Origin of the sequence: Bacteroides fluxus YIT 12057 (assembly GCF_000195635.1) — a bacterium.
GTDB classification, from domain to species: Bacteria; Bacteroidota; Bacteroidia; order Bacteroidales; family Bacteroidaceae; genus Bacteroides; species Bacteroides fluxus.
Genome location: NZ_GL882689.1, coordinates 1 through 24447, shown reverse-complemented (window position 1 = coordinate 24447; position 24447 = coordinate 1). Strand labels below are relative to the sequence as shown.

Here is a 24447-nt window from a genome sequence, read left to right as displayed (position 1 = left end):
ATGGAATTAAAAAGAGTTGTAGTAACAGGTCTTGGCGCCATTACTCCTATTGGCAACAGCGTTCCCGAATTTTGGGAAAACCTTGTGAATGGGGTTAGTGGAGCAGGGCCTATTACTCATTTCGATGCATCCCTTTTCAAGACTCAATTTGCATGCGAAGTAAAAGGCTTCGATGCCACCAAATATATAGACCGCAAAGAGGCCCGCAAGATGGACTTATATACACAATATGCCATTGCTGTAGCCAAAGAAGCGGTAGGTGATTCTGGTCTTGACGTCGAAAATGAGGATTTAAACAGAATCGGCGTCATTTTTGGTGCCGGTATCGGTGGTATCCGTACATTTGAAGAAGAGGCAGGTAACTATGCCTTGACTGGTAAAGAAAACGGTCCCAAGTTCAACCCGTTCTTCATCCCCAAGATGATTTCGGATATTGCTGCCGGACAAATTTCCATCATGTACGGTTTCCATGGTCCTAACTACGCAACTTGTTCTGCATGCGCCACTTCCACGAACGCCATTGCCGATGCATTCAACTTGATCCGTCTGGGTAAAGCCAATGCTATCGTAACCGGTGGCTCGGAAGCTGCCATCGCCGCTTGCGGTGTAGGTGGTTTTAACGCCATGCATGCATTGTCAACCCGTAATGATTCTCCTGAAACAGCGTCTCGTCCGTTCAGCGCAAGCCGTGACGGTTTCGTGATGGGTGAAGGTGGCGGTTGCCTTGTTCTTGAAGAACTGGAACATGCCAAGGCACGCGGTGCCAAGATTTATGCGGAAGTTGCCGGCGTAGGTATGTCTGCCGACGCTCATCACCTCACAGCTTCTCATCCTGAAGGTTTAGGAGCCAAATTAGTGATGATCAATGCGTTGGAAGATGCAGAGATGAACCCCAACGAAGTAGATTATATCAATGTTCACGGTACATCTACTCCTGTAGGTGATATATCAGAAGCCAAAGCCATTAAAGAGGTATTCGGCCAACATGCTTATGAACTGAATATCAGTTCTACCAAATCCATGACTGGTCACTTGTTGGGCGCTGCCGGTGCGGTAGAATCCATTGCGAGTATCCTTGCTATCAAGAATGGCATTGTGCCTCCGACCATCAATCACGAAGAGGGTGATAACGACGAAAACATCGACTATGACTTGAACCTTACGTTCAACAAAGCTCAAAAGCGCGAAGTGAACGTAGCCTTGTCCAATACTTTTGGATTTGGCGGTCATAATGCATGTGTTATTTTCAAAAAATACGCAGAATAATTAGGTCGTGTTACGTAACCAAATAGACAAGATAAGGCTTTTATTCCGTAAGGATAAAAGGTCTTATCTTTGTTTTTATAAGATATTAGGTTTCTTTCCACACAATATTCAGATTTATCAGCAGGCCCTGCTGCATAAGTCCACTTCCATACGCTCTGAAAAAGGACGCCCGTTGAACAATGAACGGCTGGAATTTTTGGGGGATGCTATCCTTGACGCCATTGTAGGGGATATTGTTTATAAACATTTCGACGGCCGTCGTGAAGGTTTCCTGACTAATACCCGCTCCAAGATTGTACAGCGGGAAACGCTCAATAAACTTGCTGTCGAAATAGGATTGGATAAGCTGGTAAAATACTCCACCCGCTCCTCTTCACACAACAGTTATATGTATGGCAATGCTTTCGAAGCTTTCATAGGCGCCATTTATCTGGACCAAGGATACGACCGCTGCAAACAGTTCATGGAAGAGAAAATCTTCAAAAATTATATTGACCTCGATAAGATGTCACGCAAAGAAGTCAACTTCAAGTCCAAACTGATAGAATGGAGCCAGAAAAATAAGATGGAAGTATCTTTTGAGCTTATCGAGCAACTTCTTGATGAAGATTATAACCCGATGTTTCATACAGAGGTACGTATTGAAGGTATTTCAGCCGGCACAGGAACTGGATATTCCAAAAAGGAATCACAGCAGAACGCTGCCCGGATGACACTAAAGAAGATTAAAGATGACGAAATCTTCAAAGAAGAAATCCAGGCAGCCAAAATACAAAACCATACGGAAGAAAAAAAAATCTTGGAAGAGACTATTTCAGAAGAAACGCCTACAACGGAAATGGCTGATATTTCAACCGAAACAGATACCCATCCTACGCCCTTGGATGACTAAGTCATTATCTTCGGTCACCAATTTCAATTTACCTGCAATTTCTTCCAACGGTACTGAGGCTATCTCATTACCTTTCAAAGTAATCATACGCCCGAATTGCCCTGTTGCTATCAACTCCGTTGCATGTCCCCCCATACGAGTAGATAAATTACGGTCAAAAGGAGTCGGTGAGCCCCCCCGCTGAATATAACCCAATACTGTTTCGCGTGTCTCGATACCTGTTTCATATTCTATTTCCTGCGCAATATACTCGGCCGCGCGTTTACGCCCATCCGTTTGAATGCCTTCAGCTACCACCACGATAGAATAAGGTTTCCCCTTCTTCAAACGGTTCAAGATAGTTTCACCGATATTGTGGATGCTGTAAGAGATTTCAGGTATAAGAATAACGTCACCACCTCCTGCCATACCCGAATAAAGAGCGATCCAGCCTGCCTTATGCCCCATTACTTCAATCACCATCACACGTTTGTGAGAACTGGCTGTAGAATGCAATCTGTCAATAGCATCCGTAGCGATACTTACTGCAGAGTCAAATCCAAAAGAAAAATCCGTCCCCCATATATCATTGTCAATGGTTTTGGGTACAGAAACAATATTCAACCCCATTGCGGCAAGTTTGGCAGCCGTCTTCTGCGTACCGTTTCCACCAATACAGACAATGCAATCCAAGCCCAACTCCTTCACATTCTGTTCTATCAAAGCCGGTTTGTTGACATCAGATAGCACACCGTTTTTTTTGAACGGTTTCTCACGGGAAGTGCCCAACATCGTTCCACCCAAATTCAGCAAGCCTGATAAAGATTTTTCGGTGAATGACTCCACATCCTTAGTCAGCAATCCTTGAAAACCGCTGTGGATACCTATTACTTCCATACCATAATGGTTAATGGCTGTTTTGCACACACCACGTATCGTAGCATTAATGCCGGGACAGTCTCCTCCTGAGGTCAAAATACCGATTCTCATGACATTTTAGTTTAAAAGGCGTTTCTTTTCGCTTATACGGACGTAAAGATAGAAAAAAAACAGAAAAAAGGTAGAGATGACGATAAATAAGATTAATTTTGCACCTTAAAATCAGATTTAAACAAGAACGATGAATATTACAAAGTTTTTGAATAGAGTATATTTTGCTCCCCGTCTGAAAGAAATCGAACAATACACCGACCATTCCGGCGAGTTGCAACAACGCGTATTGCAACGTCTCGTCCGTATGGCGGTAAATACCGAATGGGGAAAAAAATATGATTATGCCTCTATCCGTACTTATGAAGATTTCAGAAAACGCCTTCCTATACAGACTTATGAAGAAGTAAAACCATACGTTACCCGTTTGCGCGCAGGTGAACAGAATCTGCTTTGGCCTTCAGAAATACGTTGGTTTGCCAAATCATCCGGAACGACTAATGACAAAAGCAAATTCCTGCCTGTCAGCAAAGAATCCTTGCATGACACCCATTATCAGGGAGGTAAAGACGCTGTTGCCATCTATCTGGGACAAAATCCGGAAAGCCGGTTCTTCTCCGGTAAGGGGCTTATTCTAGGTGGAAGCCACGCTCCCAATCTGAACACAAACCACAGCCTTGTAGGTGACCTTTCTGCCATTCTGATTGAAAATATCAATCCGTTGGTAAATTTTGTCCGTGTACCCGGCAAGCGAACAGCCTTGATGGAACATTTCGAACCTAAAATAGAAGCCATTGCCAACGAAACCATTCATGCTAACGTCAGCAATCTTTCCGGCGTGCCGTCTTGGATGCTTGTACTCATCAAACATATACTTGAGAAAACCGGAAAACAGAGTTTGGAAGAGATATGGCCCAACTTGGAAGTTTTTTTCCATGGCGGCGTAGCTTTTACTCCTTACCGCGAACAATATAAAGATGTTATCCGTAGCAGCAAGATGCATTATGTAGAAACATACAATGCATCCGAAGGTTATTTCGGTACTCAAAACGACCCGGATGACCCTGCTATGTTACTAATGATAGACTATGGCGTTTTTTATGAGTTTATCCCGCTGGAGGATGTCGGCAAAACCACCCCCCGTGCCTATTGCCTGGAAGAGGTGGAACTTGACAAGAATTATGCAATGGTAATTTCCACTTCTGCCGGATTATGGCGTTATATGATTGGAGATACCGTCAAATTCACATCGAAGAATCCCTATAAATTCGTCATTACCGGACGTACCAAGCATTTCATAAACGCTTTTGGTGAAGAACTCATTGTGGATAATGCCGAAAAAGGACTTTCCAGAGCATGTGCAGAAACCGGTGCACGAGTCATAGACTATTCCGCCGCTCCTGTATTTATGGACAAGCATGCCAAATGCCGCCATCAATGGCTGATAGAATTTGCACAGATGCCGGACAGCCTGGAAAACTTTGCCAAAATACTGGACGATACCTTAAAGGAAGTAAACTCTGATTACGAAGCCAAACGACAGAATAACCTTGCTCTACAACCGTTAGAGATAATTGTTGCCCGGAATAATCTCTTCCACGACTGGCTGGACAGCAAAGGGAAACTAGGTGGGCAACACAAAATACCCCGCCTCAGCAATACAAGGGAATACATCGAGGAGATGCTGAAACTGAATAAATAAGTTAATATCAGATAGAATCAGGCGCGGATTTTGCAGCTTGTACGGATTTTTATTTTTATCCGTATAATTCGCATAATCCGCGCCTTAAAATTTCCTGTGCACTTTAATTATCAGACAAAGCAAAATAAAAGGATACTCCTCAATGATTATACAATGATTCCACCACCCAGCAGCAAACCGTCCTTTGCATAAAAAGCGGCCGCCTGCCCTGTAGCAATAGACTCCAAAGGCTCTATCAGCCGTACGTGCAACAGGCCACCGGCTGTAAGCGTCACCCTGCAACGGTTTGACTGCTTGCGGTAACGTATCTTCACAATCACCTCTTCCGCGCAGAACACACGGCTATCTTCTACAAGGTTCCATGCCTTCAGCCACATCTCCTGTTTATATAGAGAAGACAGAGGGGCAAGTACCACCTCGTTTTTCTCTACTGAGATCTCCTTGACAAATACAGCCTTGTTCATCTGGATACCCAGTCCCCTGCGCTGCCCTATCGTATAGAAGGGATATCCTTCATGCCATCCCAAAAAACGACCGTTTTCATCGATGAATTTCCCCTTGCCGGGTAATCTCCGGACATCTGCTTCACGTTGCAAAAACGAACGATAATCCAGCGGGCAGAAGCATACTCCGATACTGTCTTTTTTTGTTGCTACTTCATGAAACCCGCGAGCCTTCGCAAAAGCACGGGCTTCCACCTTTGTTATATCTCCCATAGGAAGCAACATGCGCCGCATGATATCCTGTTTCAAGCCCCATAAAAAGAAAGTCTGATCCTTGTCCTTATCCACCGCAGGAGCCATGTAATACTTTCCTCCCTGTAGAACCTTGCGTACATAATGTCCGGTAGAAACCCAATAAATTCCCTTTTCATCGGCTATCTTAGCAAGAAGCGCCCATTTCAGTTCATTGTTACAAAGGGTACAGGGAACAGGAGTGTGTCCTGCCAGATATTCATCTATAAAATAACGGATAATACGCGAACGGAACATTTCACGGGCATCATAAGTAACGTGTTCTATCCCCAGCCTTGAGGCCAAACTACGGGCATCATCCAGGTAGTTCGTCGCTCCGTCCTTCTCGTAGAAACGGAACGTCACACCGGTGACTTCATAACCCGCATCCTGCAATCTCATGGCAGCAACAGAACTGTCCGTACCACCGCTCATCCCTAATAATACACGTTCTTTTGACTTCATGCCACAAAAATAATGTTTCATCCTGAGAAAACTCTATCTTTGCCACCTTCAAAATTATATATTTCAAAAACAATGAGACAAGACTATCGCCTACTCGTCCTTGACCTGGATGGAACCTTGACCAATTCAAAGAAGGAAATCTCACCGCGCAACCTCCGTACCCTGTTGCACTTGCAACAAAACGGTGTACGACTAGTATTGGCTTCGGGCCGCCCTACCTATGGTATTGCTCCTTTAGCAGAACAGCTAAAGATGAAAGAATACGGTGGCTATATCCTTTCGTACAACGGCGGAGAAATCATAGATTGGCGCAACAATGAGTTGTTATACAAGAACCTGCTTCCCGATGATGTGTTGCCTCTCCTCTACCAAACTGCAACCGATAACGGACAGACTATCCTTACATATGACAATGAGTTTATCTTGACTGAAAATCCCGATGACCCCTATGTACAAAAAGAAGCATTCCTCAATAAAATGCAGGTACGCCATATCAACCATTTCTTGCAGGAAGTACCCCGTCCACTACCCAAGTGCCTCATTGTGGGTGAACCGGAACAACTTATAAAGACGGAAATCGAACTAAGCCTATGTCTGCAGACACAAATCAGCGTCTATCGCTCCGAACCCTATTTTCTGGAACTCGTACCTCTGGGCATAGACAAGGCACGCTCACTCGCCGTACTACTGAAGAAATTAAACATGACCTGCGAAGAAATGATAGCCATAGGTGACGGTTACAATGACCTCAGCATGATAAAATACGCTGGAGTGGGTATAGCTATGGGGAATGCACAAGAGCCTGTAAAAGCAGCAGCGGACTATATCGCCCCAAGTAATGACGAGGATGGAGTAGCCCAAGCTATAGAACGATATTTCTCCCTAATATTTCATCCCCAGCGCCATATATTCACAGAAAATCTGTAACTTTGTATCTCATAAGAATTAAAAAGACAAACGTTATGGAACAACAACTGACCATTTACAACACCTTAGATAGGAAAAAGGAGTTATTTGTACCTCTTCATGCCCCGCATGTAGGCATGTATGTCTGCGGTCCTACCGTTTATGGCGACCCGCATCTGGGACACGCACGGCCTGCCATCACTTTCGACCTGCTATTCCGTTATCTTACACATATCGGTTATAAGGTACGTTATGTCCGTAACATTACCGATGTAGGCCATCTGGAACACGATGCCGATGAAGGTGAAGACAAAATTGCCAAGAAAGCCCGCCTGGAAGAACTGGAACCTATGGAAGTGGCGCAATACTACATCAACCGCTACCACAAGGCAATGGAGGCACTGAACGTACTCTCTCCCAGCATCGAGCCACATGCCAGCGGACATATCATTGAGCAGATAGAACTTGTAAAAGAAATCATGAAGAACGGATATGCCTACGAAAGCGAAGGTTCCGTTTATTTCGATGTAGCCAAATATAACAAGGATCATCATTACGGCAAACTATCCGGCCGCAATCTGGACGATGTGCTCAATACTACCCGTGAACTGGACGGACAAAGTGAAAAACGCAACCCTGCCGATTTCGCTTTGTGGAAGTGTGCACAGCCAGAACACATCATGCGCTGGCCCAGTCCGTGGAGCGACGGTTTTCCGGGTTGGCACGCCGAATGTACAGCCATGGGGAAAAAATATCTGGGCGAACACTTCGACATCCACGGTGGCGGTATGGATCTCGTATTCCCACACCATGAATGTGAAATAGCACAATCCGTAGCTTCGCAAGGCGACGACATGGTACATTACTGGATGCACAACAATATGCTGACCATAAATGGACAGAAGATGGGCAAGTCCTATGGTAACTTCATTACCCTGGAAGAACTCTTCAAGGGTACACATCCTCTGTTGGAACAAGCCTACAGCCCGATGACCATCCGCTTCTTCACCCTACAGGCACATTACCGCAGTACGGTAGATTTCAGCAACGAGGCTCTGCAAGCTGCAGAAAAGGGATTATCAAGACTGATGGATGCCGTACACGGACTGGACAAGATTACACCCGCAGCAGTTTCCACGGTAGATGTGAAGACCTTACGTGCCAAATGCTACGAAGCCATGAACGATGACCTCAACTCACCGATTGTCATTGCCCATCTCTTCGACGGCGCCAAAATGGTGAACAATATCCTTGCCGGAAACGACACCGTCACAACTGAAGACTTGAAAGAGCTGAAAGAAACTTTCCACACTTTCTGCTTCGACATTCTGGGACTGAAAGAGGACAACGCTTCCAACGAAGAACGCGAAGCCGCTTTCGGCAAAGTAGTGGATATGTTGCTGGAAGAACGCATGAAAGCAAAAGCCAACAAAGACTGGGCAACCAGTGACAAAATCCGTAACGAGCTTACCGCCCTCGGCTTTGAAATTAAGGACGGTAAAGAAGGATGTGAATGGAAACTGAACAAGTAAACTGAAGTAACCCGAATTTTCTCAATATTTATCCGTCATGCCTCGACAAGTCCGGCATGACGGATATTTTGTATCCTGCCCTTGCACCATCATTTAGAATACAAAGCCGAAACCTGCATACCAACCTACACTTTTTGTTTGGTTAGACCAGTTCAACTGAATCTCCAAAGGCCCCAAAAAACTATTATACATATATCCGATACCTGCTCCAACTAAATCATTCGATTCCGAAGCATCCAAAATCCGATGCAGCTTTTCTGAACTCCGCCCGTAATTTCCCGTCAATAGCAGATACTGGTTCTTCAATATCCGTTGGCGGAGTTGCAGCCCGGTAACCACCAAAGTAGCCGGAGCCAACTCTGCACGATTAATACCGGCAAACGGAATCTGTTGTGGCATATAACGTCCCGCAATGCTTCCTCCCAACATATTGGTAACGGCAAAAGCATAGTCACCATGTCCTCCCATCAAGGCACGCCCGTCAACAGACGGAATAATGGTAAAATGGCTTGACGGAGAAAAACAACCTTGCCAATGGGCAGACAATGCAGAGACGGGATTAGCATTCTTATATTGAAAAAGATTGTCGGTATATAGATTGTATGTCACCGCCCACGACATGCCCTTTGTCGGGACACTCCTTCCGTTCAGGCTATTAAACAACAATCCTGCATAGTATCCGAACAGCGATTCATTCTTGAACATCATGGCATCTACAGGTTCCAATGACAGCAGGTCATGATAGCGGTAATACTCAAAATTGACCCCCGCGCTGACCTGCACTTTATTCCAATCTTTCGTCACTCCGCCATGAACCAATTGGTGGGTAAACGTCAAGTCAAGTGTCCGTTTGCCCTCATTATAGATATTGATATCCTTATAGCCGAACTGATAGGCAAGCCCTGCCTGCCAGCCTTCACTCCATTGGTAGTTATAACCCAGACGTGCCAGTGTACGCTTTCCCAGACGTGCCGTAAAATTTAGCTGGGACTCCTTTTGCTTCCCGAAATAATAGTCGGCATTAGCCAGCAAAGCCGCCAGTTCCTCCGTATCGAAACGGAGACCTACATTCAAGCGGCTTTCACGTACTGCAGGAGCGGTAATCTGTGAATCAACCGGAATTTCTTTTATCTTCGCTGCATCCGGCACCACAAATGGTCCCGGACGGCAAAATTGGTACTGTTCACTGAATCCCAGTTTCTTTTTCAAAGCAACCAGTTTATCCCAACTCGCCATAGCCGCCTGCTCTCCCCTGACAATCAGCGTATCAATAGCCTCTTTGGTAAAACTTGCCGCCGAATAGCCCGAAACATTGACCTTGATATGTACATCAGTCCTGCGCAAATTTTCCTGATATTTCTTCTCTCCCTGCAGATTGATAATCTGTCCGAAAATATCCTTTACCGATTTCAGTCCGGAAGCATCCAGCAAAGGGCTCTGCACATCTACACCGATGACCAGATTCGCTCCCATCTTCAAAGCCACATCCACCGGATAATTATTTACCATTCCCCCATCCACCAGTACCATACCGTTCAAATAAATAGGAGCGAATACACCGGGAATCGACATACTGGAACGCATGGCTGTTGCCAATATTCCCCGATGGAACACTATTTCGCTGCCATCCACCAGATTTTCGGAAACACAGGCAAACGGAATAGGCAGCATATTGAATTCGACAGAATCCTGATATCCTTCCGTCAAAACAGAAAACAGACGTGCCAGATTCCGGCCTTTTATAATGCCTGCATCTGCCACATTGGAAGATTTCAAGGAGAAAGGAACAGAAAGCACATACTGCTCCGACTTCAACCGGTCATCCAGCAATACCTCTTTAGGATTGGGATTATCCGAAAGCAGGAACTTCCAGTTTTGTGCATTCACCATGCTATCCAACTGTTCCGGAGTGTATCCAATAGAATACAATGCCCCTACAAGTGCCCCCATACTGGTACCCACTACATAATCGACAGGAATGCCTGCCTTTTCTATCACTTTCAGGGCACCGATATGTGCCGTACCTTTAGCACCGCCACCGCTTAGCACAACAGCCACCTTCGGACGGTTCTGCGCCCAAAGAAAAAACGGCAGGAGCAATAACCCGACTAATAATCTATATTTCATCTTTATATGGATTTACATGAATATGAGAAAAATAAAACAACCCGCTCCGACAGATAGTTCACTATCCATCGAAACGAGTTGCCATGAAAATTCCCAATAAATAAAACAGAAGCTAAATTCTATCGCTTACTGTTCTCCATACGGTATCATATCCGAAAGGATTCTTTCCTTATACCAAGGATCATCAATTTCTTCCAAGACCTTGCCCATCTTCGTACAGAGTTCCTTTACAATCTCCTGATTTTCCTCCAAAGGAAGATTATTCATCTGGTACGGGTCTTTCTTGTCATCGAACAGCAAGCTCTTTACCAACTTATGGTTTTCACGGTCAATATAGAACGCCAGCGTGTAATGAGCCGTTTTGAAGCCACGGGATGAGGGGAAGTACGAACGCACTTTGCCGTCGGCATCCTTCTCCCCATCCAGATTCTGGATATAAAGTGCTCCGGAAGGACGTACAATATCTGCCTTTTCATCGAAGAAAAGAGGTGCATAATTGCGTCCCTGTACCTCTGCCGGTATAGAGTCGGAAAGACCTGCCAACCCCAACAAAGTAGGCATAATGTCCGGTGAAGACAGTATCAGGTCATCCACACGGGGCTTGATTTTCTCCGGAAAACGAACCAAGAAAGGTATGTTCATAGCCTCGGAATACGGAGAGTTTTTCGGATCGTCAGTACGCTGGCTACACATGGTTTCACCGTGATCGGAAGCAAACACAACAATCGTATTCTTATCCAATCCAAGTTCCTTCAATGCATCGAGAATCTGTCCGAAAGCACGGTCAACTCCCGTCACGGAAGCGAAATAGTAGCGTGCACTTTCCGCTTTTTCCATCTTAGGATCGGCATTCGGGCGAATCAGCAGACTATCCAGCGGCTGGTTCTTATAAAGATTGAAATCCTGTTCCATACAATCGTCTTGGGAACGATACGGGCTATGGGGAGGGTTCATGCCTACCATGATAAAGAAAGGCTTCTTCGGATCGCGTACATTTCCTTCATTCTTCAGATAGGAAACGACCATGCCCGATTCATGCAGCGGTGACCATTCGTGTGGATCATGGCGTTTTCCGTCAGTATCCCAATAATGGGGATTCTTATGTTCGTCGAAGGTCCCGTAAGAATACCAATAATTAAATCCATGGCGGCGCTCCTTTGGAGTATAGGCATCCCATGCCGGAACACGGTCTTCCACATATTTACCCGGATGTTCAGGGTCATTGGGAGTCGGGAAATCGGCATGCAACTTACCGAAATAAGCACAATCATAACCGGCATTGCTGAATACATCGCTCACACAAGTGGCATCTTCACGCAAAGAACTGATAGGACGGCTTGAATTACAATTCAAAGGTACCCCACTCTTGTTGGGATACATTCCGGTTAGCAACGAGCCTCGGTGAGGACTACTCAGCGGGCAGTTGCTCATGGCAGAACTCAAGACCATGGACTCTCTTGCAAACTCGTTCAAGCGAGGAGTATGTACCGGGTCGTTACGAAAGTTCACCTTTTCCCGAAAGCCCTCCTGTCCCCAGAACTCCATCGCCTGGTTCCGGTACTGGTCCGGAAAAACATAAATGACATTCGGTTGCTGAACCTGTTCGGCCTGCGGGGATTTACATCCCTGCAAGGCAAACAGGCCTAAACCACCTAACAAAATAGGATATTGTTTTCTCATTTCTCCAATTCTCTTTTACGTTTCAAACCTTCCAGAAAATAATAATCGGCATAATTCAAAGGCACATCAATCTCTGCACCGTGAGGAATACTGCCCACAGAGTGCATCAGAATAAAGTTTCCGTTCGTACCGACCTCTGCACGGTAAGCCGGAGATCCCAGGCTTTCCATAATCTTGTCTGCGGTTTCCTTGTAACCCTTGTCCGGAAGATAAGTACTCAACTCATAAAGGGCGGATGCCGTACAGGCGGCAGCTGATGCATCACGAGGTTCGTCCGGAATGTTAGGAGCATCATAATCCCAATAAGGAACGAGATCCTCCGGCATATTCTTGTTGTTGAAGATGAAGTTATAAATCTTTTCAGCCTGCTCCAGATATTTGGGATCGTGTGTATAGCGATAGCACATGGTATAGCCATACAGGGCCCAAGCTTGTCCGCGTGCCCATGCAGACTCGTCTGCGTATCCTTGAGCCGTCTGCTTCTTACGGACCTCACCGGTTTCCGGATCATAATCCACTACGTGATAGCAGCTATTGTCGGCACGGAAGTGGTGTGCCATCGTTGTATCAGCATGTTTCTTCGCTATATTATAAAAGGTGGAATCCCCCGAGAGTTTGGTAGCTTCAAACAACAGTTCAAGATTCATCATGTTATCAATGATAACGGGACATTTCCAGCCGCGCTCGGCTTGCCATCCTTTGTCAGCATCCCATGACTGGAGTACACCTGCTGCCGGACGGAAACGGGTTGACAGAGATTTGGCAGTCTGTATGATCACCGGTTTGTATTCTTCCTTGCCGGCAAAACGGTATCCGTTCAGGTAGCTGGAGCCAATCATGAAACCGACATCATGATGCCAAGTGAGATATTGTACAGAATCCAACGCTTCTGTATATTTTTCAGCCAAAGGCAACCATTTCTTGTCACCGGTCAATTCGTACGTGTACCAAATGTTACCGGGAAAGAAACCTGAACACCAGTCGTCAATGGGAACATAAACGATGCTGCCGTCTTTACGGATAGTACGCGGATTAAGAATCTTGCCAGATTTTTCGATAATGCCTGTCTGAATGGTTTCCTGAGCTACCGCATTGTCGATGTTTTCTTGGATGAAGTTGCTTTCTGCCTGCTTTTGCCCAGTGCAACCAGTCAGAACAAGTAGGGAAATTCCCAACGAAGTGAGGACTGTTTTCATAATAAGGGATTTGTTTATTAATGTTTTACGATTTCTTTGCTGCAAAAGTAGGGAAAGCAACCTGAATCCACCCTCACAAATCATCCAATAAACAGCCAAAATCGTTATCTTGTCATCCGAAAATGTACAAATCCGTGCAGGATGGCATAAAACGAGATGCCCCGTCCACTCTTGGACTAGGGCATCCAGCAAACAAACAAATCTGTCCTGGCATTGTATCTTCACAGACCACCCGGACAGTGGGGAAAATAAAGTCTGCTGTCACAGACTAGATCGATGAAAGCCGGACGTGGCATACACTTCCGTCCGTGCCCATAGGATTTTCTTAATTACTAATATTCCATTTTTACGATGGAATGAGTTTTATCTGACTTTCAGATTTATCGTTATTTCTCCACCCTTGCTGCTGTCACCTTGGTCTATCAAGTCACCGACAAGAGCCTCACCTCTATAGGAAGTCTGCCCTGCAGTGTATAAGAAATACAAGGTCGTCTCCCGGGTATTTCCTGCAAACGAGCGCATGACAGTTTTCCCTCTTGTATCCGTAGCTGCCAAATCCGCCGTATAGTTTTGATAGTATTTGTCCGTATATACCTTTACCACTCCATTACGGACTGGAGTGTCATCATTGCCATAAGTAAACAATACATTCACATAAGGATTCGTATAAGGAATTAGCAACGGTGCATAATATTCAGAGAAAAGTTCAATGGTTTCGGCTGCAATTTCACCTTTTGATTTGAAACGGATTATCTGTACAGGGGTAGTTGCACTGAGCGGTTCGTAAAGGTAGCACACCACGGAACCTTCGCTGTTCAGTTCAGCCCTTATCTTCCCCGTATCGGTAACCGGCTCCGTCAGATATCGCGTAAAGATACGTACAGATTCATCCGGCAACAGATTCATCCTGAATTGCAATGTTCCTGTTTGCCCGGTACCAAAAGGTATGGTCGGAGCAGGATTCGTTGAATTATATGCTACACCGTTGAAAGTGATATTACTGAAATCCAACGGATCTTCATTGATAAAACTTTCCTCTTCCGACTCTTCAAAATATTTTCCTTTTGCCACAATTGAAGTGGCACTGGATGCCGTATTGCTCTTGAAATGGCAATAGATGGTACGGTTTTGCCGATAAGTGTTGTAATCCACTTTCAAGTCATAGACATAATCCCTATTGCCGGTCAACTTTACCGGCATCAAGTTACGACTGGCATCGGGGTACAGCGTATTCTTCTCCAAATCCAACTGCAACGTGATGGGGAATATGGATGAAGGCATTTCCGACGGCAATTCCATAATGAAAGTAAAAGGAGCCTGAATTTCTTCCTTAACACGCTGTTGGCAATCGGTGGCTACAAATTTATAGGGCTTTCGCACACGCACCACGATGCGACGATTCAGCCCCGATTCCGTAGCCACCACGATTTCCTGTGTCTCCATGATTTCGGGCAGGCTAGCCACCGGAGTCAGTGTAATAATACCCTTCTCGTAAGTAATGCTGGAAAAAGCGTTCTCGTTCCGTTCAAAATTCACTTTCACTTGTTCGGTCGAGGTCAAGTCTCCCTCTCTCCCCTTATAATGATAGGTTATTTCCAGAGGATCGGAAGTGACAATCAGCGTATCCATCAGACTGACTCCCAATGTATAGTTTCCGTCACTGATTTCCTTTACATTGCTCACCTGTATGGAAGCCGACAGGTTATTGGAAGCGGCGGCGGCCATGGCTTCTTCTATTGTTGCATACCCGGCGCTACGCACATTGGTAATGTTGATATTATAATGAAAATTACGGTAAAGATTATAGGTGGTCGTTTCATACGTATCCGCATTGAAACTTACGATATCCAGTTTATAATAACATGTAGTACCATTATACGCTCCTTTTACAATCAAAGAGGTCGGAATGTCAGAGTTGTCCTGGTTGCGTTCATACACATACACCGATTGTCCCAATGATATAAAATCCGTAGGAGCATTCTCATTGATTTCTCCTTGCGTAACACCCTCGTAATCTGTATTTTTCTCGACAAAATCCACATAATCAGTCGGAGTCACACAATCGGCAAACGTTCCGTTTTCCGGGTTGTATGGAGCAACCAATCCTGAAGAAGAGGTATTGAATATGGCATAACCTTCCGCTACAAAACTGCCACCTACAGCCGTACTATTAAGAGTGATCTTGGCAAAATTACGTACCAATGAAACCGTTTGTCCCAAGTTCCATCCTTCACTTTGATCGGGAATATATCCCACTTCGACCATTCCCCAATAGGCACCTTCCTCGTTGGAAGTAGTCATCGCCCCCACTACGGAACTTTCACTGTCAGTACTAGAATAGGCGCCATAACTCTCCTCATCGTAGTTGGCCACAAAATGCAGCCGACGCAAATTGTTGGAAACAGGCAGGTTTACAGCAAAAGTTCCTCCGCTTGCATTCTGTTCCTTGATTTCAGCCTTCGAGTTTGCCACAAAAAAGCCATTCTCGTCAAAGACCAACACATGCAGGTTCTCAATCGGCTCCGATCCCGGTTCTCCCCATCCGGCACGGGTAGAGACAACCGGTTCGGACAGAGAGACCGTAAAGAGCGTACGGCCTTTCTGTAACTGAGTACCTTGGCCTATTTCGTCTTCCTGGCACGATGTAAGGAGTAGCAGGAAGAGACTTATTAATAATAAACAAATCTTTTTCATATCGTATAACTAGGTTCAGAGTAGGATTAATTACTAGGTCTTATCGGATCGGTATCACCCCATGTAAAGACATTGGGATTGGGTATCTTATCATTGCCCCAATACCAGACATCGTAAACGCAACGGACAGCGTGTTCACTATTTTTATCTGGATTTTTACTAAAACTACCCCCACTTGTACTAGTCTTATAAACTCTACCTGAGGCAGCAAAATATTCTCCATCAAACAACTCTGGAATTTTTCTTTGGTCTGACAACTTAACAATATATTCAATTTCACTCTCTGTCGGCAACCGCCAACGGCCAGCTGGATAGCCGTTTTCTTGATAGGAAGCACATCGTCTTTGCATTTGGGTATAACTTCCCCCGGTTGTCATACCCCACGATGAAGCTATTTTAAAAGCAGGTGCTATCACTAAATTTGTATTTCCATTATCGTCTTGCGTTGGCATATAAGATTGCAATCCTCCATTCTTATTGTTCAAATTCGATAATTTTGTTGGGCTTTCTTGACGAGGATCACCAATCAAATATTTATCATTAACATCCAATGCAGATATATATATGGTATATTGATTAGGGTTTGAATTACTACCAGTTGAATAATTATAGCTATAGACACCACCTAAGCTGCTATTCCGGTCGTCATATACTTCTGCTCCATTCTTTTTTACCCCATACACAAAACGATTATTACCACCATTAGCTTGATTATTCTCCGCCACAATATAAATCGGCGGATACTGTACAATCATCAGCGTCTCTTTTTTTCCATCCTCATTTGTCACTTCAATTTCAATAGTTTGCGGAGTAAATGCCTCTGGATCCACCTCATGTTTGAATACCAATGTCTGCCCGAATACATCCACCTCATAATCGGTTAGTTGGGAAGGATTGGTAATGGTAGTAACCGTTGAATTTACTCTTGAATAATCAGGGTAGCTGACTTTTACCACTTTTGCTGAAGCGGCACTACTGGTTGCCAAATAGATAGTCGCCTCGTCCTCGTTATTCAACGTAACGGAATTTGTTTCAAGCACCAAGTACTCGTAGCGGTTCATATCAGCGTCTATCTTCTGAGTAGTCCAATCTTTTATTAGAAATTTCCCTTCTACAGGGGTCAGATTGTCAGGATCTACACTACCTAAAATAGATACATTCACCGTAATGCGATAGAAAGCGTTGCTCTTTATCTTATTGTCACCGCCAATCGCCACTCTGTAGAAGTAGTCCGTGGCAGATGTGACTCCATTCCGGGTATAGGTCCAGGGAATACAAAGGCGCAGGTAACTCTCCTGCTCTTCCTTTCCCGTTGTCCAATCATTGGGATAGGTATAAAGCGGCAAATGAGAATACGCATCCGAATCACCGGTATGGTCTCCTCCACGCTTATAAGTACGCTGTGCTGTGGTGAAATCATCACTGCCCGGGGCATAAGTAATGCCGTCCACCGAAGCCTTTTTCACCACATTCTGCATAGACACGCTCATTCTGCCCAACAGGGGTTTATAGGTTACGCCGTCTATCTCCAGTCCATCCCTAATTATCTCCTCTGGAATCTGTGGATAAAGCGATATCTTTGCGGCTACACGCTTCAATTCTATAGGGCCCACTGTCGTGCCGCTGGCCAATGGATAAGCTTTGTCCGATATCCCTTGCATCACAAATTGCTCCTCCTTCGTATCATTATTTTTGAAAGCAGTAGTAATCTGTAGCTTTTGCAATTCCGCCCAGGACTTTCCTTCCACATCTGTCTTGCTGAAACCGCCATAGTTCGCAATGATGCCTATCTTGCAGTTCTTTCCCTCCACCTCTGCGGGCAACATCAGCAGCAGCGTGTTGTTCTCCACACTCACCTTTTCCTCGTAATAAAGTTGGCTTCCGCCATTTTCATCGAAAAAGAAAACATCCGCTTGCTTCAGCAAATTCTCATTCAGGTCTTCAATACCGGCTATAGGACCATCGGCACGAGTGGCGGCCATACTGTTCAACTGAATAGTAAGTACACCTTTATCATTATCGGTTCCTGCCCCTAAATCTTCCTGACAAGAGTTGAGCAACCACGCACATACTGTCAAAATGCCTGTTATCAAAATATATCTTTTCATAACTATCTGTTTCCTCTTGTTATGGTAAATCTGTTAATTGTCCCGGGACTTCCCCCCATTTCTTGATCGGTAGTCAGGTCCATTTCGTAACTGACACCTCCAATCACAGCAAATACGGATAGCTCGGTAGAGGCGTAATCATTGTTCCCCTCGGGAATGGAACTGACCTCCAACTTCTGTACAATGGCGTTTCCGGCAGCATCTTCTTCGTAGCTGCCTTCTACTGGGCCCAATTTGAAGTCTTGATTATTGGTCAGAGATGCTTTCCATCTTACCGTGTTGGGCGAAAGCAATGAAAACCTGAGAATGCCCGGCTTGTCGGTATACAATTGGACCGTATTTCCCTGCATGGCCACAAACGAGCCGAAAGCCCACCCTTCACTCTTGTATAGCAGGTCATCCTTGAAATCGAGTACATAGTCTTCTGCATCCCACGGGACAACGTTAGTGCTAACGACAAGCCCGCTTTTCGCCAGCACAGCCTTTACCTGATAGACGTTGCCCGCATCAAGTACCGCCTCCGACACATCCTTGTTTGCAATGACAGCGGAATAGGTCCGGGTGATATTTCCGTTTACCCGCACGGTGATATTCAGTTTTGGCGCATTATCGGCTGCTATTGCCTGCTGGGTACGGTAAGAATAGAAACGCCCTTTCTCATAGCTTTCATAGGTATAGTCGCCGGACGGGGCTGGTTCCAAAAGTCCTCCGCTTTTACCGGTCTGAGGGGCGGCATATTGAAGAGGAGCAGGCAGTTCCACCTGTCCGGTGTTCCATTTCAGTGCCGTATTTTTCACGCCATTGAAAAATTCAACCGTTTCCAATTGGACCTCTGCCGTCCATCCCGTTTCTTTAAATACAAACACATCCACCCGCGCCGCCAGGCGTTTCAGTTCCAGGCTTGCCGTTACCTCCTCGTCCTCATCATCGGGCTTTGCAAAAGCCACGGTGGTTTCACCTATCATCAACAGGTTGGCTGCCGAGAGGGCAACGGTACCTCCATCGTTGGCGGTCAACGCTTTGACTGCATCCTCCGAAAGACCTTTCACCAGTTTTTCATCCAAATCCGGATAAGCGGCGTAATTGGCTATTCCCAGCAACTTGCGTACCTTTATTCCGCAATTGAACGCCGGAGTGGTATAAGTATTGGCCGCTTCCTCCAAATTGTATTTGTAGAGCGCCAGAAAATTTCCTCCTTCATCAAAGGCATATACGGCCAGGCTGCCGAACCGGTCATCATTGTCCCTTATCAGACCATCCTCACCCGCACGCGTAGTGATGCCCAGTTTGATGGTTATGTCTTCCTCACCGGTTCCCGTGCCACCGGAAAAATCGTCCTTGATACAGGAAGCTGCCCACAGCACCACTGACAGCAGGAACACCAGAGAGGCATATCTGTTTTTCAGTATATAGTTCATAGTCTAATTCCTTTCTTGTTATAAGTCCGGTACAATATCCACCACTTCCCAGCCGTTGATGAATATGGAAATCACCACATCCTTGTCCATACGGATGACAATGTTGTATTCCTGTTCCCGGTCAAAATCCTCTTGTGTCTTGAATCTCCCCGTTGCGAGCATGGCTTCCACCAGGTCCTTGTCAAAGACCCTGTCCCCTTCCTTGTCCTTCACCGTCAGGCGAAATTCGCGGCCTATCACCAGCCGCAGCAGGTTGAGTTTCGAAACCGCCTTCCCCGGTTCGGTATAGGTATCATAAGGAAGATTGGTTATTTCTTCCGCTTTCTTTCCGAAGCTGTTGTCTGCCAGGTATCGGGCGTTGGTGCCCGTGCAATATACTTCGTAGGGTGCATCCCCGTTTGCCTTTCCACGTCCCACGGACAGGTCTTCCACCGTGACGGTCAGGTGCTTGGTATCTCTTATCAATTCTACGGTTGTCGCCGTTCCGGGCCAGTAAACCGATGCTACGTCAGCCCTGCCGTGGTACAGGTTGTCCAGATGCACCAGAGGCTGTCCTCCGTTCTCGGCAGTCAGCATAAAGTCGTCAATGTGTGTAACCCCCTTTTTCAACTCGCTCTGAAATGCAGTCTCATCGGCATTGGTCTCGCCGACTTGGTATGTGCCCAGCTTTCCTCCCCAGGTCACCGTGGTGTAATTTCCCACAGGCAGCGGCAACAACATCTGGTAGTCGTTTGTCAGATGTCCGCCTTCTTCAGAGTAGGTACCGTAATAGAATCCTTTCTCGTCGAAGACATAGACGGTGACTTTGCCCACTTCCGCCCCAAATAGGTTGGTGTGTTCTGTATTAAGCGAGTAGTCATACTTCAGCAACACCCCGGGGTTACATTCGGAGCGGTCTTCCTTGATGCAGCCTGACGCAAAGCAGAGCAACGAGGTCGCCAGAAGCATATTTCTTAATGAATATTTCATCGCAAGTTCAAGTTTATGGATAAAATCGTAGTTGTAGATTGACAGATCCAGTGGTGGAGGTATTCCACCACTGAACCGTTATAGGTATCTCTATAGATGGCAAGAGAGCATCAGTCAAAATCTGGAGCAATGGGTACAGGTATCCAAGCAAGAACTTGAACCTCTGCACTCACCGTCTTAGTCCCTTCATAAGGAATATCCGTCAAGTCTGTCACATCGAAATCTATATTCTCGATTCTATATACCTTGCCTCTTTCTACCTTCTGGAGTGAACCTGCATCAACTCCTGAATCACCGAGCCTCTTGAATTTAGTGATAGTCAGGAATTTTATGGCTGTAGTGTCATCATCAAATGTTACATTCAGTTTCACTACAATATGGGGAACCTCACCTTGAAGTATCTGATAACCCCACCAACCGGGTTTGGAAGCACCTCCTACCGTCAAATCGTTGGTAATGTTCTCCCAAATTACTTTACTAACATCTGCACCTGACTGACTTGTCATCTGTCCGTTTGTAGGCTCATCGCACATATATGAATAGCCAGCATTGGCATAAGATTTCATAGTATACTTGTTGGCATCACTGGCATTATCCACTCTCTGACGTCCTGCATCATCGCTGTCTGGATCCAAGGAACCGGAAGTATAGAAGCTGTTGATATAGAATCCCGCTACAATAAAAGACTTAATGTTTGCACCCCCCCAAGATTCTCCAGTAGGAAGAGGAATGGCTCTCACATCTGCAATTTCAATGCGCGAAGGAACAGGACGCAGTTCGACACTTACTTTAGCTATATTTTTGGTATCTGTCGGTCCAATCTCTCCAAGACCGGTCAGTGTGGAATTGATGCCCGAGAATTTGTAGTCTTCACCAACTTCCGTCACCTGATCCGCTAAGTAAATAGGGGACTTTTTGGCATCGTCTAAGGAAGACGTACCGATAGCATGCTCTTGAGGCTGATTGACCACAATGTACATATATTTTGCCGACACAGGTACACCTTTGATAGTCAGAGTAGCTTCCTGATTGTTTTGCAAGGCCACTTTTGCCTTCTCAAACTCTTCGTTCTTAGAATAACTGTCATCGTTTTCCACTGTTTCGGGTACCTCTATATAAGCCCCTCCCGCATTATAGAATACAATATCCAGATTATTGATATTGTTGTACAGATTTGCCGCACTCTCACTCAAACTTTTAGTGGAAGCCCTGCCTAATGTCAGATTGACAAGCACCTTGTTTTCCTTGCCCGAATCGTTCGGATCAAATTCTTCTTCATTGCTACATGCTGTGAATGCCAATCCTGCCAGTCCCAGCATAAAAAACTTGTTTAACTTCATGATTATTAAGAATTAGTAAATAAATAAAAGATTAATAGTCTCTCCGTATCCGTCTATAGGTCCGCAACCACGCCTGCCAGCTGTTCCAGGTTGGTCCGTGCTTCCGTGCTGCCCGCCTTCAGTGCGCTTTCCAATGTGAATCTTGCCTTGTCGTACTGCTTGTCCCTGGCATAGGCCACGCCCAGTGCGTTCAGCACCACGGCGTCCTCCTTCACCTTGCATCCCTCCAGCAGTGTGACGGCACCTTTCACGTCACCCTGCTCCATCTTCACGTAAGCACCGTTCACCACGGCTGCCGCATTGGAGGGATAGGTACGGGCGGCAATCAACATGGCATCGTTGTAGCCCGCAGTGCCTTTTCCGTAAGAGTCAGCCACGGAGTAGATTTCCTCCACGCTCAGCAGGTCGGGGCGGGCCTGCAGCTGTTTCTTAGCCTCCTCAAGGTTAAAGTTCCTCACATTATATTCTATGCGGTACTCGTTGCGTCGAAGCGGGCCGTACATCTCGTTCAGAAGGCGCTGGTAGATGTCGGGCGGAACCAGGTCCCTGATACGCTGCTCGCACAAATCTTGGTCGCCTTCGCACTCGTCGATGATTTTCAGTACGTCGTCTATGCGTAGCAACTTCGGGTGCTTCTTCACCTCCTCGCGCAGGCCTTCCCAATCCTCGCCAGCACCCGTCACGTGCCACAGCAAGGCATCCAGCCTAGTGTTCTTCTGCGCATACGCGGCAAGGGCGTCGGCACGGTCCTTGGAAAGCTTCAGGTTATATTCCACCGTACCCTCGGGAGAGGCGTATCCGGTGATGTAGATGCCGGTTATCTTCAGGTCGGAATTGGTCTTCACCGCCTCTATCGAACCGGTCACCGTGGCAAGCTCCGCCTCGTTGTTCTTGAACTTGGGGTCTATCTTGCGGCTGTCCTGCCGGAACTGTAGCCTTGCCACACGCACCTCGTCGCGCACCTTCACCGTTTCCTTTTCCGGTTGCACGAAAGCCGTGGAATATTGCGGCCGGAACAGTTGCAGGAACGTGTTCCTTACAGGAGATTCCTCCGTGGCGAGTTCCTTTCCCGCGCATTCCAGACAGCCCGTCACCTGCTGTCGCAGTACCAGGCGACTCTGCGCCATCCACGGCTCGTAGGGCAGCGTGGCGGTGTATTCCACCTGCTGCGGTTTTCCGTTCCTGCGGCGCACTACCGTGTAGGCGCCGTCCGTGGCGGAGATACCCTTAAGGGCTTTCTCTCTTTCATGCACCCGGCTGCGTATCTTTCCATCTACCACCACGGGAGACAGGACCAGTTCCTTCTGTCCCTCTTTCGCCACCACTACCGGATGTAGGCGCAGGCTCTCCTGCCCGCCCAACTTCACGTCCGTAAGGTCGAGGGTGAAGCGTACATCCACTTCCCGCCCGTTCTTTTTCACCTGCTCGTCGAGGACTTTCACATGGACAAGTCCCCCCTGTTGCGCATGTCCCAAGAGAGGGAGACACAGCAGGAATCCTATGGTATATATCACTTTTCTCATTTGCCGTTCCTCCTTACTTTATTACATAGATCAATGATATAGCGGCCTTCGTCACCCCCAGATAGTTCTTGTCGCCCTTCTCCTTCCACTCGCCGCATTTGGGGCAGTCGTACTTGTCATAGTGGGCGCGTACATATCCCAGACCCAAGCTCGCCTCTATACTCCAGCGCCTGCCCAGTACCCACTGGTACCCGTAGGAAAGCCCGACACCGTAGTAGTACCCCTCGTAGCGGTAGTCCTCGGTGGAGGGGAGGATTCCCAGCGGGAACTTCACGTTCCCCACGTTGTACTGCCCGCCCAGCAAGTGCAGCCCCATGAAGTGGCCGTTGAAGCGCTCGCAGAACCAGTACCGCGCCTCGGGCTGCGCCATCCAGTGCTTCCACTTCCTGTTGTCCGAGAAGGAAAAAGGATTATAGTTGGCGGACAGGTCCAGCGTCCACCGAGGCGCAAGACCGATTTCGGCTCCCAGATTGAGGGTCGCCGTGGCATCATACAGCAGGTTCGTCTTCACGGCCACGTTCTGGGCCGGCAGGGAAATGCCGATGAACAATAAAATGACGAAAAGACTTTTTCTCATGCTCTTCATAATTTATGTGTAAACATTCTTTGGTTCCCAACGGAGGATTAACATTTCCGTTACTTTGTAGGTAACGGGTACGGGAACGGAATAGCATGAAGGAACGCAACGGGCCCACTTTCTGCAGGCATATACAAGAACTGCCCTTTCCTGTCGGGAGAGAAGGGAGGGCACGGGTATTTCTTCTGTGTTAATTTAATATAACACGGAGGGACAGGCATTGCATGCTTTCCCGAAGAGCAATGCGCTGGATTTGAGTTATATACATATATACGCGATGTGAAAGAAATATTTGTTTCTTTTTTTATAAAAAAAAGGTATTTTTTCTTGTTCTTTCCAAATTTTCTGTTGATATTTGCGACGGATACAGACGTTCCGTTACCTACAAAGTAACAGATGTCCCGATGTT

Annotated in this window: 17 protein-coding genes; 5 read left to right on the top strand and 12 right to left on the bottom strand. The window is 46.4% G+C overall.

Going from position 1 to position 24447, the window contains the following annotated elements:
- Nucleotides 1-1266, top strand: coding sequence for a beta-ketoacyl-ACP synthase II (gene fabF, locus HMPREF9446_RS13915; RefSeq protein WP_009126347.1), 1266 nt, complete (start codon nt 1-3; stop codon nt 1264-1266).
- 7 nt (nt 1267-1273) lie between these two features.
- Nucleotides 1274-2158 carry a ribonuclease III gene (gene rnc, locus HMPREF9446_RS13910; protein WP_009126346.1) on the top strand — a complete coding sequence of 295 codons (885 nt, stop codon included), beginning with the start codon at nt 1274-1276 and terminating at the stop codon, nt 2156-2158.
- On the opposite strand, the gene HMPREF9446_RS13905 is transcribed toward rnc, so the two are convergent.
- A complete protein-coding gene (locus HMPREF9446_RS13905) occupies nt 2117-3127 on the bottom strand; it encodes an ATP-dependent 6-phosphofructokinase (protein ID WP_009126345.1) in 1011 nt (336 codons plus the stop codon). The two genes, rnc and HMPREF9446_RS13905, sit on opposite strands and share 42 nt — an antisense overlap.
- A gap of 130 nt (nt 3128-3257) precedes the next feature.
- Between HMPREF9446_RS13905 and HMPREF9446_RS13900 the strand changes: the two genes are divergently transcribed.
- Nucleotides 3258-4769 (top strand): GH3 auxin-responsive promoter family protein, encoded by a 1512-nt coding sequence (locus HMPREF9446_RS13900; RefSeq protein WP_009126344.1) that lies wholly within the window; start codon nt 3258-3260, stop codon nt 4767-4769.
- 146 nt (nt 4770-4915) lie between these two features.
- Here the strand turns inward: HMPREF9446_RS13900 and mnmA are convergent, their stop codons facing one another.
- On the bottom strand, nt 4916-5968 hold the full coding sequence (gene mnmA, locus HMPREF9446_RS13895) for a tRNA 2-thiouridine(34) synthase MnmA (protein ID WP_050797305.1): 1053 nt from the start codon (nt 5966-5968) through the stop codon (nt 4916-4918).
- 72 nt (nt 5969-6040) lie between these two features.
- Here mnmA and HMPREF9446_RS13890 point away from each other — a divergent pair, with 72 nt between their 5' ends.
- Together HMPREF9446_RS13890 and cysS are read left to right on the top strand one after the other, a co-directional pair.
- Nucleotides 6041-6895 (top strand): Cof-type HAD-IIB family hydrolase, encoded by an 855-nt coding sequence (locus HMPREF9446_RS13890; RefSeq protein WP_009126342.1) that lies wholly within the window; start codon nt 6041-6043, stop codon nt 6893-6895.
- 35 nt (nt 6896-6930) lie between these two features.
- Nucleotides 6931-8406 (top strand): cysteine--tRNA ligase, encoded by a 1476-nt coding sequence (gene cysS, locus HMPREF9446_RS13885; protein ID WP_009126341.1) that lies wholly within the window; start codon nt 6931-6933, stop codon nt 8404-8406.
- Nucleotides 8407-8499: 93 nt separating this feature from the next.
- Here the strand turns inward: cysS and HMPREF9446_RS13880 are convergent, their stop codons facing one another.
- The 10 genes from HMPREF9446_RS13880 to HMPREF9446_RS13835 form a co-directional block, all read right to left on the bottom strand.
- Entirely contained in the window at nt 8500-10533 is a 2034-nt protein-coding gene (locus HMPREF9446_RS13880) for a patatin-like phospholipase family protein (RefSeq protein ID WP_009126340.1), read from the bottom strand.
- Nucleotides 10534-10659: 126 nt separating this feature from the next.
- On the bottom strand, nt 10660-12213 hold the full coding sequence (locus tag HMPREF9446_RS13875; RefSeq protein WP_009126339.1) for a sulfatase family protein: 1554 nt from the start codon (nt 12211-12213) through the stop codon (nt 10660-10662).
- Nucleotides 12210-13409, bottom strand: coding sequence for a glycoside hydrolase family 88 protein (locus HMPREF9446_RS13870; protein ID WP_039969678.1), 1200 nt, complete (start codon nt 13407-13409; stop codon nt 12210-12212). The genes HMPREF9446_RS13875 and HMPREF9446_RS13870 overlap by 4 nt, the downstream gene beginning before the upstream one ends.
- A 363-nt stretch (nt 13410-13772) precedes the next feature.
- Nucleotides 13773-16103: a fimbria major subunit gene (locus HMPREF9446_RS13865; protein WP_009126337.1), complete on the bottom strand. Its 2331-nt coding sequence runs from the start codon at nt 16101-16103 to the stop codon at nt 13773-13775.
- Nucleotides 16104-16129: 26 nt separating this feature from the next.
- Entirely contained in the window at nt 16130-18211 is a 2082-nt protein-coding gene (gene fimD / locus HMPREF9446_RS13860) for a fimbrial tip adhesin FimD (protein ID WP_009126336.1), read from the bottom strand.
- Between the two features lie 2 nt (nt 18212-18213).
- A complete protein-coding gene (locus HMPREF9446_RS13855; RefSeq protein WP_009126335.1) occupies nt 18214-19629 on the bottom strand; it encodes a FimB/Mfa2 family fimbrial subunit in 1416 nt (471 codons plus the stop codon).
- 18 nt (nt 19630-19647) lie between these two features.
- Nucleotides 19648-20598: a FimB/Mfa2 family fimbrial subunit gene (locus tag HMPREF9446_RS13850; RefSeq protein ID WP_087943585.1), complete on the bottom strand. Its 951-nt coding sequence runs from the start codon at nt 20596-20598 to the stop codon at nt 19648-19650.
- A gap of 110 nt (nt 20599-20708) precedes the next feature.
- Nucleotides 20709-21938 (bottom strand): conserved domain protein, encoded by a 1230-nt coding sequence (locus HMPREF9446_RS18920; RefSeq protein WP_009126333.1) that lies wholly within the window; start codon nt 21936-21938, stop codon nt 20709-20711.
- A gap of 53 nt (nt 21939-21991) precedes the next feature.
- A complete protein-coding gene (locus HMPREF9446_RS13840) occupies nt 21992-23461 on the bottom strand; it encodes an OmpA family protein (protein WP_009126332.1) in 1470 nt (489 codons plus the stop codon).
- Between the two features lie 13 nt (nt 23462-23474).
- The gene (locus tag HMPREF9446_RS13835; protein ID WP_009126331.1) at nt 23475-24047 is read right to left on the bottom strand and encodes a DUF3575 domain-containing protein; all 573 of its coding nucleotides are present in this window, start codon (nt 24045-24047) and stop codon (nt 23475-23477) included.
- Between the last annotated feature and the right edge of the window lie 400 nt (nt 24048-24447).

Bases quoted from the DNA above. Each gene is read 5' to 3' on its own strand.
- fabF (WP_009126347.1), top strand. From the start codon at position 1: ATGGAATTAAAAAGAGTTGTAGTAACAGGTCTTGGCGCCATTACTCCT.
- HMPREF9446_RS13905 (WP_009126345.1), bottom strand. From the start codon at position 3,127: ATGAGAATCGGTATTTTGACCTCAGGAGGAGACTGTCCCGGCATTAAT.
- HMPREF9446_RS13900 (WP_009126344.1), top strand. From the start codon at position 3,258: ATGAATATTACAAAGTTTTTGAATAGAGTATATTTTGCTCCCCGTCTG.
- mnmA (WP_050797305.1), bottom strand. From the start codon at position 5,968: ATGAAGTCAAAAGAACGTGTATTATTAGGGATGAGCGGTGGTACGGAC.
- HMPREF9446_RS13890 (WP_009126342.1), top strand. From the start codon at position 6,041: ATGAGACAAGACTATCGCCTACTCGTCCTTGACCTGGATGGAACCTTG.
- cysS (WP_009126341.1), top strand. From the start codon at position 6,931: ATGGAACAACAACTGACCATTTACAACACCTTAGATAGGAAAAAGGAG.
- HMPREF9446_RS13880 (WP_009126340.1), bottom strand. From the start codon at position 10,533: ATGAAATATAGATTATTAGTCGGGTTATTGCTCCTGCCGTTTTTTCTT.
- HMPREF9446_RS13875 (WP_009126339.1), bottom strand. From the start codon at position 12,213: ATGAGAAAACAATATCCTATTTTGTTAGGTGGTTTAGGCCTGTTTGCC.
- HMPREF9446_RS13870 (WP_039969678.1), bottom strand. From the start codon at position 13,409: ATGAAAACAGTCCTCACTTCGTTGGGAATTTCCCTACTTGTTCTGACT.
- HMPREF9446_RS13865 (WP_009126337.1), bottom strand. From the start codon at position 16,103: ATGAAAAAGATTTGTTTATTATTAATAAGTCTCTTCCTGCTACTCCTT.
- fimD (WP_009126336.1), bottom strand. From the start codon at position 18,211: ATGAAAAGATATATTTTGATAACAGGCATTTTGACAGTATGTGCGTGG.
- HMPREF9446_RS13855 (WP_009126335.1), bottom strand. From the start codon at position 19,629: ATGAACTATATACTGAAAAACAGATATGCCTCTCTGGTGTTCCTGCTG.
- HMPREF9446_RS13850 (WP_087943585.1), bottom strand. From the start codon at position 20,598: ATGAAATATTCATTAAGAAATATGCTTCTGGCGACCTCGTTGCTCTGC.
- HMPREF9446_RS18920 (WP_009126333.1), bottom strand. From the start codon at position 21,938: ATGAAGTTAAACAAGTTTTTTATGCTGGGACTGGCAGGATTGGCATTC.
- HMPREF9446_RS13840 (WP_009126332.1), bottom strand. From the start codon at position 23,461: ATGAGAAAAGTGATATATACCATAGGATTCCTGCTGTGTCTCCCTCTC.
- HMPREF9446_RS13835 (WP_009126331.1), bottom strand. From the start codon at position 24,047: ATGAAGAGCATGAGAAAAAGTCTTTTCGTCATTTTATTGTTCATCGGC.